At 65.0% G+C, this 13,193-nt stretch carries 12 protein-coding genes; 2 read left to right on the forward strand and 10 right to left on the reverse strand.

Annotated features, from left to right (window positions below):
• Nucleotides 1–40: 40 nt before the first annotated feature.
• The 9 genes from aceE to ACX80X_RS19025 form a co-directional block, all read right to left on the reverse strand.
• Complete coding sequence (gene aceE / locus ACX80X_RS18985; protein WP_459313057.1) at nucleotides 41–2,806, reverse strand: pyruvate dehydrogenase (acetyl-transferring), homodimeric type; 2,766 nt, start codon at nucleotides 2,804–2,806, stop codon at nucleotides 41–43.
• A gap of 178 nt (nucleotides 2,807–2,984) precedes the next feature.
• Nucleotides 2,985–3,716 (reverse strand): maleate cis-trans isomerase family protein, encoded by a 732-nt coding sequence (locus ACX80X_RS18990; protein WP_252602879.1) that lies wholly within the window; start codon nucleotides 3,714–3,716, stop codon nucleotides 2,985–2,987.
• A gap of 9 nt (nucleotides 3,717–3,725) precedes the next feature.
• Entirely contained in the window at nucleotides 3,726–5,177 is a 1,452-nt protein-coding gene (locus ACX80X_RS18995) for an amidohydrolase family protein (RefSeq protein WP_252602882.1), read from the reverse strand.
• Nucleotides 5,178–5,201: 24 nt separating this feature from the next.
• Nucleotides 5,202–6,023, reverse strand: a complete 822-nt coding sequence (locus tag ACX80X_RS19000) for an aspartate/glutamate racemase family protein (protein WP_252602885.1) — start codon at nucleotides 6,021–6,023, stop codon at nucleotides 5,202–5,204.
• Nucleotides 6,020–6,703, reverse strand: coding sequence for a GntR family transcriptional regulator (locus ACX80X_RS19005; RefSeq protein WP_459310137.1), 684 nt, complete (start codon nucleotides 6,701–6,703; stop codon nucleotides 6,020–6,022). Before ACX80X_RS19005 ends, ACX80X_RS19000 begins: the two co-directional genes overlap by 4 nt.
• A gap of 68 nt (nucleotides 6,704–6,771) precedes the next feature.
• Nucleotides 6,772–8,112 carry an MFS transporter gene (locus ACX80X_RS19010; RefSeq protein WP_252602891.1) on the reverse strand — a complete coding sequence of 447 codons (1,341 nt, stop codon included), beginning with the start codon at nucleotides 8,110–8,112 and terminating at the stop codon, nucleotides 6,772–6,774.
• Between the two features lie 426 nt (nucleotides 8,113–8,538).
• Entirely contained in the window at nucleotides 8,539–8,880 is a 342-nt protein-coding gene (gene uraH, locus ACX80X_RS19015; protein ID WP_459310136.1) for a hydroxyisourate hydrolase, read from the reverse strand.
• A complete protein-coding gene (gene uraD / locus ACX80X_RS19020) occupies nucleotides 8,877–9,374 on the reverse strand; it encodes a 2-oxo-4-hydroxy-4-carboxy-5-ureidoimidazoline decarboxylase (RefSeq protein WP_459310135.1) in 498 nt (165 codons plus the stop codon). Before uraD ends, uraH begins: the two co-directional genes overlap by 4 nt.
• Nucleotides 9,375–9,657: 283 nt before the next feature.
• Nucleotides 9,658–10,629, reverse strand: a complete 972-nt coding sequence (locus ACX80X_RS19025; RefSeq protein ID WP_459310134.1) for a matrixin family metalloprotease — start codon at nucleotides 10,627–10,629, stop codon at nucleotides 9,658–9,660.
• Between the two features lie 208 nt (nucleotides 10,630–10,837).
• On the opposite strand from ACX80X_RS19025, the gene ACX80X_RS19030 reads away from it, so the two are divergent.
• Both ACX80X_RS19030 and ACX80X_RS19035 read left to right on the forward strand, forming a co-directional pair.
• On the forward strand, nucleotides 10,838–11,611 hold the full coding sequence (locus tag ACX80X_RS19030; RefSeq protein WP_459310133.1) for an oxygenase MpaB family protein: 774 nt from the start codon (nucleotides 10,838–10,840) through the stop codon (nucleotides 11,609–11,611).
• 150 nt (nucleotides 11,612–11,761) lie between these two features.
• Nucleotides 11,762–12,532, forward strand: coding sequence for a hypothetical protein (locus ACX80X_RS19035; RefSeq protein ID WP_252602906.1), 771 nt, complete (start codon nucleotides 11,762–11,764; stop codon nucleotides 12,530–12,532).
• A 12-nt stretch (nucleotides 12,533–12,544) separates the two neighbouring features.
• Here ACX80X_RS19035 and ACX80X_RS19040 read toward each other — a convergent pair.
• The coding region (locus ACX80X_RS19040; RefSeq protein ID WP_459313059.1) for an ISL3 family transposase at nucleotides 12,545–13,193 on the reverse strand (649 nt) is incomplete at its 5' end.

Consider the following 13,193-nt stretch of genomic DNA (forward strand, 5'->3'; position numbering starts at 1 on the left):
CACGGGAACACTGCCGTCAACTGTTGTCTGGATGAGGGGGTCAGGAGTCGCCTCCGGCGCCTCCGGTGGTCCCGGCGTTGACGTCCAGGAGCTTGTAGCGGTCCATCGCGTAGGCGGGCACGCCGCCGTCCACCTCTCCGCGCGAAGCGAGCAGCTGCAGGGTCTTCACCACAATCGAGTGGGTGTCGTTCTTGAAGAAGCGGCGGGCTGCCGCGCGGGTGTCGGAGAAGCCGAAGCCGTCGGCTCCGAGCGAGGCGAACTGGTGCGGGAGGAACTGGCGGATCTGGTCCGGGACGGCCTTCATGTAGTCGGTCACCGCCACCACGGGCCCCTGCGCATCGGCGAGCTGCTGCGTGACGAACGGTATGCGGGCGGGCTGGCCCGGGTTCAGGAAGGCGTCCTCCTCCGCGGCGAGCCCGTCCCGGCGCAGTTCGTTCCAGGACGTCACGGACCAGACGTCCGCGGAGACGCCCCAGTCCTCGGCGAGGATCCGCTGGGCATCCAGGGCCCACGGGACGGAGACGCCGGAGGCCAGGATCTGGCTCTTGGGCCCTTCGATACCCGACGCCGACACCCGGTAGATGCCTTTCAGCACACCGTTGACGTCGAGGTTCTCTGGTTCGGCCGGCTGGGAGATCGGCTCGTTATAGACCGTGATGTAGTACATGAGGTTCTTATCGGATGCCGGTCCGGTTCCATCGCCGCTTGCGGTCGGCCCGTACATACGCTCGATGCCGTCCCGGATGATGTGGCCCATCTCGTACCCGTACGCAGGGTCATAGGTGAGGACGGCCGGGTTGGTCGAGGCCAGGATCGGGGAGTGGCCGTCGGCGTGCTGGAGGCCTTCACCGGTCAGGGTGGTGCGGCCGGCGGTGGCGCCGATGATGAAACCGCGGGCCATCTGGTCCGCGGCGGCCCAGAAGGCGTCGCCGGTGCGCTGGAAGCCGAACATGGAGTAGAACACGTAGACCGGGATCAGCGGTTCGCCGTGGGTGGCGTAGGCGGTGCCGGCGGCGGTGAACGCTGCGACGGCGCCTGCCTCGTTGATGCCGGGGTGGATCAGCTGGCCCTGGGCGGATTCCTTGTACGCGAGGACCAGGTCCCGGTCCACAGAGAGGTAACCCTGGCCGTCCGGGTTGTAGATCTTGGCCGTGGGGAAGAACGCGTCCATGCCGAAGGTTCGGGACTCATCCGGAACGATCGGGACAATGCGGTGTCCGAACTTCTTATCCCTGAGCAGGTCTTTGAGCAGGCGCACGAAGGTCATGGTGGTGGCGGCCTGCTGTTTCCCCGAACCGCGCTTGGCAATCTCATAGGTTTTGGGGTCTGGCAGCTCCACCGGCGCGTGGTCCGGCCGGCGTTCGGGGACGAAACCGCCGAGGGCGCGGCGGCGTTCCATGAGGTACTGGATTTCGGGGGAGTCCATTCCGGGGTGGTAGTACGGGGGCCGGTAGAGATCCGCGTCGAGTTGTTCGTCCGTGATGGGGATGCGGAGGTGGTCGCGGAACTTCTTCAGGTCATCGAGGGTGAGCTTTTTCATCTGGTGGGTCGCGTTGCGGCCCTCGAAGTGGGGTCCGAGTCCGTAGCCCTTGACCGTTTTGGCCAGGATCACGGTGGGCTTGCCCTTGAATTCGGTGGCTGCCTTATAGGCGGCGTAGACCTTGTGGTAGTCGTGGCCGCCGCGCTTGAGGTTCCAGATCTCGTCATCGGAGAGGTCCGCGACCATGTCCTTGGTCTGCGGGGTCTTGCCGAAGAAGTGCTCGCGGACGAACCCGCCGGATTCTGCCTTGTAGGTCTGGTAGTCACCGTCCGGGGTCTCGTTCATGATCTTCACGAGCGAGCCGTCGGAGTCCTTGGTGAGCAGGTCATCCCACTCCCGGCCCCAGACGACCTTGATGACGTTCCAGCCCGCGCCGCGGAAGAACGCTTCGAGTTCCTGCATGATCTTGCCGTTGCCGCGGACGGGGCCGTCCAGGCGCTGGAGGTTGCAGTTGATGACGAAGTTCAGGTTGTCCAGCTTGTCGTTCGCGGCGAGCTGGAGCAGGCCGCGGGACTCGGGCTCGTCCATTTCGCCGTCGCCCAGGAACGCCCAGACCTGCTGGTCCGAGGTGTCCTTGAGGCCGCGGTTGTGCAGGTACCGGTTGGACTGGGCCTGGTAGATCGCGTTCATCGGGCCGATGCCCATCGAGACCGTGGGGAACTCCCAGAACTCCGGCATCAGGCGCGGGTGCGGGTAGGAGGAGAGCGCGTGGCCTTCCTTGGACTTTTCCTGCCGGAATCCGTCCAGGTCCTCCTCGGCGAGCCGGCCTTCCATGAACGCACGGGCGTACATGCCGGGGGAGGCGTGGCCCTGGAAGAAGACCTGGTCACCGCCGCCGGGGTGGTCCTTGCCGCGGAAGAAGTGGTTGAAACCGACCTCGTACAGGGTGGCGGCACCGGCGTAGGTGGAGATGTGTCCGCCCACGCCGATATCGGCCCGCTGCGCCCGGTGCACCATGATGGCCGCGTTCCAGCGCAGCCAGGCCCGGTACTTCCGCTCGATCTCCTCGTCCCCCGGGAACGCCGTTTCCTGGTCCACCGGGATGGTGTTCACGTAGTCCGTGGTGGTCACCATCGGAACGCCGACGCTCTGGGCGCCGGCGCGCTGCAGCAGGCTGCGCATGATGTATTGGGCACGTTCCGTGCCCTGTTCCTGAATCAGGGCATCCAGGGACTCCAGCCATTCGGCGGTCTCTTCCGGATCACGATCAGGCAGCTGGTTTGTCAACCCGCTGAGGATATGGGAGGTCTCTTCTCCTGCAGCCACGTCCAGCCTCTTTTCATCGTTGAATAGTTGGCTCAAGTTTTCGTTGTGTGAGAAAACTTTATTGCATCTCGAGATTATCTAAGCGGCGATCCACGCGTCAAGGCGAACGGACGGTCACAATCGGCTGCCAGGGGTTACGGGCCCCCGGCAGCCAACGCGGAGTGCCTGCACTGCGGGTTCAGGCAGAGGTGAGGAGCCTGCCCCAGCGCGGGTCCAGCCCCGGTGCGCCCGCCACCTTGAGGCAATGCCACAGGGTGACGGCCACCGAGTCCAGCACGGGAACGCCCGTCTCGGCCTCAATTTCCGCGGTGATGTTGGCGCCGTAGAGATTCGTGCAGAGGTAGATCAAGGCATCCGGCTTGGACGCGGCGAGCTCCAGCGAACCTGGCCGCATTTCGTCATCCGTGACGCGGGCGAACGACTCGTTGTCGCTGAGGCCCAGGAACCGGTGGTCGAGGGTCTTGATGCCGTCCCGTTGGTAGGACGCCATGATCTGTGCGTTGACGTCCCCGGTGTACGGAGTGAAGAGCCCGATCCGCTCTGTGCCGAATGATTTGAACGCCTCCAGGTAGGCCAGCGTGGACGTGGTGGCAGGGATCCCGGTGGCGTCGGTGATCTCCTGCACCAGGGTGCGGTCATGCTCTGCTCCGAGCCAGGACCCGGAGGTTCCGTTCCAGGCAATGACATCCACATCCGAGGTGGCCAGCAGCTCCGCGGCGGTGCGCATAACGCTGGAGTCGAACTGTTTGTCCGAAGAGTCATCCAGGGCAATCCGGGTGACCGGGATCCTGGTGAAATGAATGGTGACGTCGTCCCGCTCGCCCAAAATCCGGTAGCTTTGCGGCTCCAGGCAGGTATTGGAGGACGGCACGATCATGCCGATGCGGGTTTTGCGTGCTTGGCTTGGCATCGGGGTTTCCTAACTGGCGGCGTAGACGGCGGGGCGGGATTCCTGGGGCCAGGACAGGGCGTCGCGGTGTTCGGTGAAACCCTTGCGGGGCAGGAAGCGGCCAACAGCCCCGGGGTCATGGAAACCGGCGTCGTCCAGCACCACACGGCCTGCGGAGACCACGACGGCGGGCCAACCGGTCAGCGTCTTCCCTTCGAACGGCGAGAAGTCAGTACCCATGTGGAGAGCGACGCCGTCGACGGTGCGTTCCTCGGCGGGATCGAAGATGACGATGTCGGCGTCGAACCCCGGAGCGATGGTTCCCTTGCGGGGGAGGGCGTTGATGCGGGCCGGGCCGGCGGCGAAGACTTCGACGAAGTCCTCCACCCGGCGCTCTCCTCCGCTGGCCGAATCCATCATGGCGGTGAACGTGACAGGCATCCGGGTTTCGACGCCCGGGAGTCCGTGCGGCATTTCGCGGATGTCGTCCGTTCGCTCGCGCTTTTGGGAGAGGTCGTAGCACGAGTGGTCGGAGGCGACGGTGTGGATGGCACCCGCGGCCAGCCGGTCCTTCAGCGCGGCCACGGTTTCGGCGCTGCGCATCGGCGGGCAGCACGCGTACCACTCCGGAAACGCGCTTCCGTAGACGGAGTCGTCCAGCGTGAGGTAGTGCGGGCAGGTCTCGGAGTAGGCTTCCTGGCCGCGGCTGCGGGCTTCGGTGACCAGATCAACCGCACCCGGTGTCGACTGGTGGACAAAGTAGACCGGCGCCTTGGTGTATTCGGCCATGGCCAGGGTTACCTTGACGGAGACCTCCTCGGCGAGCTCCGGCCGGGTCTGGTGCAGGTGTTCAATCCCGATCCGGCCGTCGTCGGCGTGCTGCTGGGTGCAGTCCGAGATGATGGGGTCGTGCTCGGCGTGGATGTAGGTGAGGCCGTCCAGGCGGACCATCTCGCGCATGACCTTCAGGATGGTGTCCCCGTCCGCCATGGTGGTGCCGCGGTTGGTGGTGTACATCTTTACCGAACGCACGCCCTCGGCGGCGAGCTGTTCCAACTGCCAGGGCACGGTTTCGTCCCAGCTGACCACGGAGCCGTGCAACGCGACGTCACACCGGGACTCGCGGGCCAGTTCCTTCTTGTGCAGCACGGCTGCGAGCGGGGTTTCCTGGGCATCACGGGGAATGCCGAAGTCGATGATCGTGGTGGTTCCGCCCCACAGTGCGGCGGTGGATGTGGTCCGGTAGTTATCCAGGGTGCGGAAGCGCCCGGTCACCTGGGCTACGTGGCAGTGGCCGTCCACTCCGCCGGGGATGACAAGCCGGCCGGATGCGTCAATGGTGCGCGTGCCGGCGGGGACGGGCCCGGCGGCATCCACCAGCCGGTCGATGCGGCCCTCCCGGACCACAACGTGGGCCTGTTGTCGGCCGAAGCTGTTGACCACGGTGCCGTTGGCGATGACGAGTTCTGGGGTGTCGGACATCGGTGTCCTCCTAAGTAGAAGTGGCTAGTTGGCCCGTGCGGGCGAGGCCGGCTGGGTGGCGCCGCTGCGGGCGGGATCGTGCGCGGCGGCGTTCTGCGCGGTGGTGAGGGCGGCATCCAGGTTCTCCGAGAGGCCGCGGCGGGACTTGGCGGGCGGCGGAGCGAAGGCGCCGGCGCGGTGCGGTCCGGAATCGAGCCCGACGACCGATTCTGCCATGCGGATGCCTGCGGAGATACCGTCCACCACAGGGACCCCGATCTGCCCGCGGAGTTCGCGGGCCAGGCCGGCGAGCGGTGCTCCGGCCAGGATCACTACGTCGGCCCCGTCTTCGGTGACGGCCTGGTGGCTGAGTGCCAGCAGGGTTGCCTTGAAGTCCTGCTGCACCGAGGCGATGCCGTGGAGGGCTTCATTGATGGAGCGGATCGACGCCAGCCGGCCGCCGAGCCCGAAGCGCTCCACGCAATCCCGGTACCAGGGCCGGATCCGGTCCGAGATGGCGATGATGGAGAACCGGTGCCCCTGCAGGGCGGCTCCGCAGAGGGCCGCTTCGGTGATTCCGATAACAGGGACGTCGGTGAGTTCCTTCAGTGCGGGCATCCCGGGGTCGCCGAATGCGGCCACCACAACGCCGTCGACGCTGGCGCCGTCGCGGGTGTACTGGGCGACGATTTCGGCGACGGCTCCCGCCGCGATCAGGGACTCAAAGCGGGTTTCGATGTATTCCACGCCGTACCCGGCGGTCCGGACCACAAGTTCTGTTCCGGGGGAGGCGGAGCGCAGGGCCTCCGCTTCGATCAGGGCGGTAACGTCGTCGCTGATGTTGGGGTTGATGACAAGAAGTTTCATAAGTTCTTCCGATGAAGGGCGGGTTCTGTCCGGCTGAAATCCTCCGGAAACTGTTCGCGGTATTTGCCGATGTGCGACGCCGATTGGGCGGCTGCCCGTTCCGGGTCGCCGCTGGCGATGGCGGCGTAGAGGGCGCGGTGTTCTTCGATCAGCTCCGGCAGGTCGCTGACGTGGCGGAAGAGCCAGTGCATGCGGCCCTGGAGCGGTTCCAGCGCGGACTTGAGGAAGCCGTTGTCCGCGATCCGGGTGATGGCATCGTGGAATTCGCTGTTGGCCCGGTGGGCTTCCATGATGGCGCCCTTGACCAGGCAGCGGTCTGCCTCGTCCAGCAGACCTTTGAGGCCGCTGAGGTCTTCGGGGGTGGCGCGGGCGGCTGCCAGGCGGCAGGCAAGCACCTCGAGGGACTGCCTGACGTCGAACAGGTCCTCGACGTCCTTGGGGCTCAGGGTGCTGACCTCGGCTCCGCGGGCTCCGCGGTCGCTGATGAGCCCTTCCTGGCGCAGCATACGGAGCGCTTCGCGGACGGGAAGCCGTGACACGTTGAATTCAGCGGCGAGGTCGCGTTCCACCAGCCTGGTGCCGGGAACGTAATGCCCTTCAAAGATCCTGTTGCGGAGGGTGTCCCGGACAGCCTCCCGAAGCGGGCGTTCCTTGTCCTGGGTCTCTTCTGCGCTATGCATGCTTCTCCACTTTCGGTTCTTGTCTGGCATTGCGTTCCCGGCTTCAGGAACAGGTGCGTGTGGCTAGCTTAGACAGGTAGCCGCTTGTTGTAGTTCAGGGTCAGGACGGAGACGCCCATGATGATCGCGGATCCAACGAAGTACAGCAGCGCCCAGGTGTACGAGCCGGTGGCACCGACAATCAGGCCGACCGCAATCGGGGTCACGAAGCCGGAGATGTTGCCGCTGAAGTTCATCGCGCCGCCCAGGACGCCGGCGTTGGTCCGGCCGCCCAGGATGGAGGGGATGCTCCAGAACAGGCCCACCCAGCGGAGGAAGAACATGACCACGGACAGGAGGACGACGGCGGTGGTGGGATCGGCCACAACCGTGACGCCGATCAGGCCGCCGATCACGACCACACTGGAGGTGCCCAGGAGCGTGCGCATCACACGGTTGGCGGAGGCGCCGGTGGACTGCCACTTGTCGGCGATCGCACCGCCCAGGATTTCGCCGACGAAGCCAGCGCCGAAGATCACGAAGGTGGACCAGCCGATGGTCTTGAGGTCGAAGCCCTTGTCCTGGGCCAGGTAGAGCGGCCCCCAGGTCAGCAGTCCGTAGAAGACGCCGTTGAAGCCCAGCCAGCCGAAGCACATAGCCCAGAAGGAGCGGAACTTCAGGTAGGGCAGGAGCGCGCGCTTGCCCTTGCTGCCGTCGAGCTCGGCCGCAGCGTCCTCCGCGGCGTGGGAGGCCTCGATGTATTCGGCCTCGGCGTCATTTACCCCCCGGTGCTGGCGGGGATTGTCGCGGACGTACCACCAGACGGCAAGGCCCATCAGTACGGTGGCGGCGCCGGCGATGATGAACGCGAGGCGCCAGCTGCCGGTGGAGGCGATCAGGCCGGCGATGATGATGCCGCCCAGGCCGGCACCAAGAGGCGCGCCGGCGTCGAGGATGGTGGCGCCGCGTCCACGCTCTGACTTGTGCATCCAGATCGCGTTCAGCTTGCCGCCGGCCGGCATGACGCCGGCTTCCGTGACGCCGATGCCCATCCGGGCAATGAACATGCTGAGGAAGCCGCCGGCCAGGCCGGAGGCTGCCGTTGCTGCGCCCCAGCCGACGCAGGACGCCGTCATGACCTTGCGGGGACCGAATTTGTCGATCAGGAGGCCTACCGGGACCTGCATCAACGCGTAGGTCCAGAAGAACGCGGAGAGCAGGAGGCCCACGAGCTCGGGGGCGAGGTTGAATTCTTTCTGGATGATCGGCAGGGCCACCGAGATGGAGCCCCTGTCGATGTAGTTGACGGCGACGAGGACCAGCAGGAGCAGGAACATTTTCCAGCGGACGTTGGTGCGACGTTGCACGCCGTCCTTGCCGGTTTTGTCGTCGGGGAGCGGTACAGCGGTTTCAGTATTTTGATGAGACACAACTTCTCCTTTGCAGAGAGGAAGATTGCAGACAGGACGAAAGGCTTGTGTGTTCGCGGGGCAGAAAGCCGGTTGGTGGGGCGTCCTGGGTCCTGATCCGGAGGGGCCGGGCGATGAACTGCGGCTCGGGATCCGGATCGCGATCTTTTGGGATCCCAGTTTGGGATCCCAAAATTCAGAATAGAAGTGACCCGTGCCACTGTCAAGGAATTTCTACCGTTGTGGCCCACCCGGGCCAAATCACCGATTGTGACTGCGGCGGGTGTGGGGATCCTGCCGGCGGGGCGGGGCGGGGCGGCGCGGTTGCGGCGTGGTTGCGGCGGACGTGGAGACGTTGAGGAGCCGGGCGACAGGGCGCGCGAAAGGGCCCGCGGCGTCGCCGCGGACCCTTCCTGTTGTGGCCGGTTCTGGCAGGTTCGGCTGAGCTCAGCTGCCCCGGTAGGTTGAATATGCGAACGGGCTCAGCAGCAGCGGCACATGGTAGTGGGCCTCCGACTCCACCACGCCAAAGGTGAGGGTCACTTCCGGGAAGAACGTTTCGGTGCCGCTGGCGGCGAAGTACCTTCCCGTGTCGAACGCCAGGCGGTAGGTCCCGGAAGGCAGCCGGTCCGGTCCCAGTTGTTTGATGCGTCCGTCCGCGTCCGTGGCGCCCTCGGCGATCTGGACCCAACGCTCGCCGTCGAGCGCGTGGAGGGTTACCGGGACGTCTGCCGCCGGCTGGCCGGAACCGGTATCGAGTACATGGGTGGTGACGTGGGAAATGCTCATGTGCGCATCAGTCCTTCGAGTCGGAGCACTGCGATTTCCCGCAACTGCTGGCCAATGATTGATTGTTCTGCTTCGGGGGTGTGGGCGAGCCTGGTGTTGAGGGCGGCCAGGATCTCCTCGCGGCTGCGGCCGGCGGCACGGATCAGGAACACCTGCCCGAACTTCTCCTCGTAGGCCCGGTTGCCTTCCGCCAGGGCCTCGGCCACGGCAGCGTCGGCCACGCCCAATTCGGCCTGTTCCGACTGGGACAGCTTCGCTTCCGCGCTGTCGCCCTGCGCCCGCTCGCCGATCCGCGGGTGGTGGGCGAGGGCTGCTTCGATCTCCGCCGGGGTGAACGGGTTCGCTGCGCCGCGGCCTGCCGCCAGGAGCGCGTCGAGACTGGAATAGGGACGCGCGTCGGCGAGCTCGTCGATCCAGCGTTGGATGTCTAGGCAGGGGCGCAGGAAATCGGCGGCCTCCGTGCGGCCGGCCGCGTTGAACTGTTCAAGATGCATGAGGCAAGTCCTCGTGTGTTTCGATGCTGGCATCCACGGTGTAGGGCTATGCGGATACTAAATTCCGCATCATGGAACTGTTATTTCAGCATATGCAAAAAGTCAACCGCACGCACCGGCGGGTGTCAACTGCCGTGACGCTGCTTGGGTGATGCCCCAGCGGAAGGGGTAGCGCCCCCAACAGAAAGCGGACGACGGCGGGAGGTCCCGCCGTCGTCCGCTGACGGGCAAAGTCCGCTGACCCGCAATACGGTCAGCCGCCCCGCCGTGCTTACGCTCGGGGTTACAGCCGCGGGACGCACTCCCCGGTTCCCAGCAGCGCCAGCCCGGCGCGGTCGCCATCGCCGAAGTCGAACTGCCCGCTGTTTTCCTCATGCATCAGTTGCGTGGGATCGTCCACGTGGTCCAGCCCCAGGACGTGCCCCAGCTCGTGCATGATGATGGCGCGGATGTGGGCAGGACCCTCCGGCCAGGTCAGTGTTTCCGCGAGGCCCGGCGCATCGAGGGTCACTTGGCCGGCGACGTACACATAGGGCTCGCCGGGAATATGGGCGTAGGCGCTACCACCGGTCCCTGCAACCTTCCCTGCCAGCTTGGGTGTTTCCGCCGGGGACGACCACGCAATGAGAATCGGCGCCCACTGCTTGCCGTAGCGCGCCGGCTGGTACGCTGCGCGGGCTTCGGATGGCGCCTCGGACGTGGTTCCGTCATCCACGAACTGCAGCCCCGAGGCCGCGGAAACTGCGGACACGGCCTCCTCGATAAGTACGTCTGTTCCTGGCGGCGCATTGTCTGGCCGGACCACGTAGTGCAGCGGACGGCAGGGGTCATAGGCAACAAAGGCCTGGCCCGGGTCCGGGGACTTCTGCAGGACATAGGCGGTGGATCCGCTGGTGGCTGGCGGCAGTCCGAGCGGGGCTGATGCGGCCTCAAACCCTGGTGGCGGCACTTTGGCGCCCGGCAGGTGGGGCATGGCTGCCGGCAACACAAACCGGTCGAAGAGGGTCGGCGTGAAATAGAGACCCACCACCAGGGCGATGCCCAGGACAGTGGCGGTGCGCGATCTCCACTTGCTCCCGCGGACTTTCCGGCGGTGGACGGTCCTCTTGGCCGAGATTGGCGAGATGGGGGCACCGCGCCACGGCTCGGGCGCTGGCGGCTTGCCCAGTGCCTCATCGATTGCCCACTGCGGAATGCGCCCGCTGGGCGAACGGCGGATGCGGGGAAACTCCCTGTCGCCAGAACCTGATTCCAACAGTTCCCCCTTGCGCTGCCGTGCCGTCTCCTTTGGTGGTTTGCCCAGCATAGTGGCGGTCCAGTTGATCCGTACGAAATTACCCGTGAAGTTCGGGGATACTCATCGATGGTCACGCAGACGGAATACATGTCTCCGTCCTTGAGGTAGCCCGCATTGACGGCGTCGCGGGGGAAGTAGCGGTTGCCTTCTCCGGTATCGTGGGTCCATGGTGCGGAACCTGGCCGACATCGGCGCTGAAGGTGTATTGCTCGCCGGGGCGGGCCGCGCCATCCTGCTGCAGATCGCGAACCCCGCGGTGGGCCATGGCGTCGCCGAGCACAGTGACTTTATTGCCCGTCCCCTGGACCGCTTCCGGGCTACCGTCACCTACGTCTACGCGGTCGTTTACGGAACAGAGGCCCAGGTCGCGGCCGTTCGCCGCAGCGTCAACCGGGCCCACTCCACGGTCCGCCGCAAGCCCGAAGCCGGCTCCCACGGGTACAGCGCCTTTGACGCCCAGGCGCAATTATGGGTGGTGGCCACCCTGTACGACACAGCCATCACCGTCTACGAGAAAATCTACGGCCCGCTGGACGACAAGGCAGCCGACCTTATGTACAGCGACTACGCAAGAATCGGCACCGTCCTGCAACTGCCGGCGAACCTGTGGCCGGCCGACCGCGCAGCCTTCAGGACATACTGGGACACGTCCCTTCTGACACTGGAGCTGGACGCCGTCACCGCCGGCGTCGGCCGCGACCTCCTGTACCCGCCGGCCGGGCCACTCTGGCTGCGGATGAGTATGCCCCTTATCCGGTTCATCACCGCCGGTCTACTGCCGGACCACTTGCGAGCCGGCTTCGGGCTGCCGTGGAGCGACCGCCACAGCCGCCTGTTCGACCGCACCACCCGGTGGTCCGCCCTGGTGTATCCACGGCTGCCGCGGCCGGTCCGGCACTGCGTCAAGAACTACTGCCTCGACCGGCTCCGCACCTCGTAGGAAATCACCGCGGGGTGTGAATTCAGCGCTGTAGGCCGGGCAGATTAGTTTCCCGCCGGCGATGATTCTCTCCCGAAAGAGATAATTCTTAGAGTGCGACGCGGTTGCCCACAGAGTATGGTAGGTGGCCGACGTTCGTATAGTGGCCATATGGCCGAGAAACTACCTAAGCACGAGGAACGAGACATCCGTCGCTATGTCGAAGGCCAGTCCCGGAATCAGGATGACCCTGACGATCCTGACACCAAAGTCACGCTGGTGCAGAAGGTAAGCAGCTACCGGCTACTCGGCACGGATTACGACGTCTACGACGTGCACACGCCGAAAGAGCGTTGGTGGGTTATCACAGAGCCGACCAACCTTTACTCTCAGGAGTCTTTCCCTGAGTACGATGTTGCCTTCTCTTTCCACGTCGGCTTGATGCTACGTGTGATGAATCGCGATCGTGTCGAGATTGACGACGATAAGGCCGAAGAAGTTGGCGGGGCTTGGAGGCGCTACGAAGCTGCCGTCACAGCAATGGACTCGGCTCGCGAGGCAGAGGATTATCAAGGCGTAGCTATAAAATGCCGTGAAGCCTTATTGGCATTTGGTCGTGAGCATCAAGATGCGGACTGGCTCTCCAATCCAGAGCTAAAACCGAAGGTCAACGACTTCAAAGGCTGGGCGACCCTGTACGCGCAGACCCTATCCACAGGGCGGCTGCGGCGCTACTTAAATGAGATTGCCGACAAGACTTGGGACGTTGCAGTAAGCCTCCAGCATGACTCAAACGCGACGGTATGGGACGCTGAGATGCTCTTGGATGCGACGTCACATGTCTTCCACATGTACTCAACAGCCTTCGTCAAGGTGAAACGGAACCCACCTCGCCGGTGTCCCAAATGCAGCTCTTACCGCCTAGTTATTGGGCTCTCCTGACTCTTCCGTGGGTTAATTTCGGCCCGGGAGCATTGGTTTGGGACCGCCGAGGCTGAGCATGGCCAACGCGATGAGTGCGTCTGGGGATTTGAAGCCGAAGGCGATTCTGGTGATCAGGCGAATTTTCGTGTTCATTGATTCGACGCGTCCGTTGGAAAGCCCATGCTCGATCGCGGCCAGGATGGATTCCCGGTGTTTGACGATGCTCTTTTGCAGTTTCACGAAGGATGGGATGCGGCACCGGCGTGCCCAGGCCACCCACTTGTCGAGTGCTTCGGCGGCTTCCTCGAGGGGCAGCTTGAAGACCAGCCGGAGTCCTTCCTTGAGGTAATACGCCCGGCCGAGTCTGGGGTCGGTTTGGACTATCCAGGCGAGCTTGGTCTGCTGTTTCTCGGTGAGGTTTTCCGGGTTTTTCCACAGCGCGTACCGGGAGTTCTTCACCCCGGCGGCCAAGGCGCTGTCGGGGCGTGCCGGGGACCCGGCCGGCGGCCGTCCCCGCTCTCTTCCTGGCTCGTTGGCCCGGGCTGCTTTGCGGGCGTCGTTCCACGCCGTCCGGCGGACTTCGTCGAGGGCCTCGGTAGCCCACTTGATGATGTGAAATGAATCAGCGCACTGCACGGCGTCCGGGCAGCGTTCGGCGACCACCGCGGCGATCCAGGGG

The sequence above is a fragment of the Pseudarthrobacter sp. MDT3-1 genome, assembly GCF_054510755.1.

What these genes read in the sequence shown, in the direction of transcription:
- ACX80X_RS18990 (WP_252602879.1), bottom strand. Translation starts at nt 3,716, where the DNA reads ATGCCAAGCCAAGCACGCAAAACCCGCATCGGCATGATCGTGCCGTCC.
- ACX80X_RS18995 (WP_252602882.1), bottom strand. Translation starts at nt 5,177, where the DNA reads ATGTCCGACACCCCAGAACTCGTCATCGCCAACGGCACCGTGGTCAAC.
- ACX80X_RS19000 (WP_252602885.1), bottom strand. Translation starts at nt 6,023, where the DNA reads ATGAAACTTCTTGTCATCAACCCCAACATCAGCGACGACGTTACCGCC.
- ACX80X_RS19005 (WP_459310137.1), bottom strand. Translation starts at nt 6,703, where the DNA reads ATGCATAGCGCAGAAGAGACCCAGGACAAGGAACGCCCGCTTCGGGAG.
- uraH (WP_459310136.1), bottom strand. Translation starts at nt 8,880, where the DNA reads ATGAGCATTTCCCACGTCACCACCCATGTACTCGATACCGGTTCCGGC.
- uraD (WP_459310135.1), bottom strand. Translation starts at nt 9,374, where the DNA reads ATGCATCTTGAACAGTTCAACGCGGCCGGCCGCACGGAGGCCGCCGAT.
- ACX80X_RS19030 (WP_459310133.1), top strand. Translation starts at nt 10,838, where the DNA reads ATGGTGCGGAACCTGGCCGACATCGGCGCTGAAGGTGTATTGCTCGCC.
- ACX80X_RS19035 (WP_252602906.1), top strand. Translation starts at nt 11,762, where the DNA reads ATGGCCGAGAAACTACCTAAGCACGAGGAACGAGACATCCGTCGCTAT.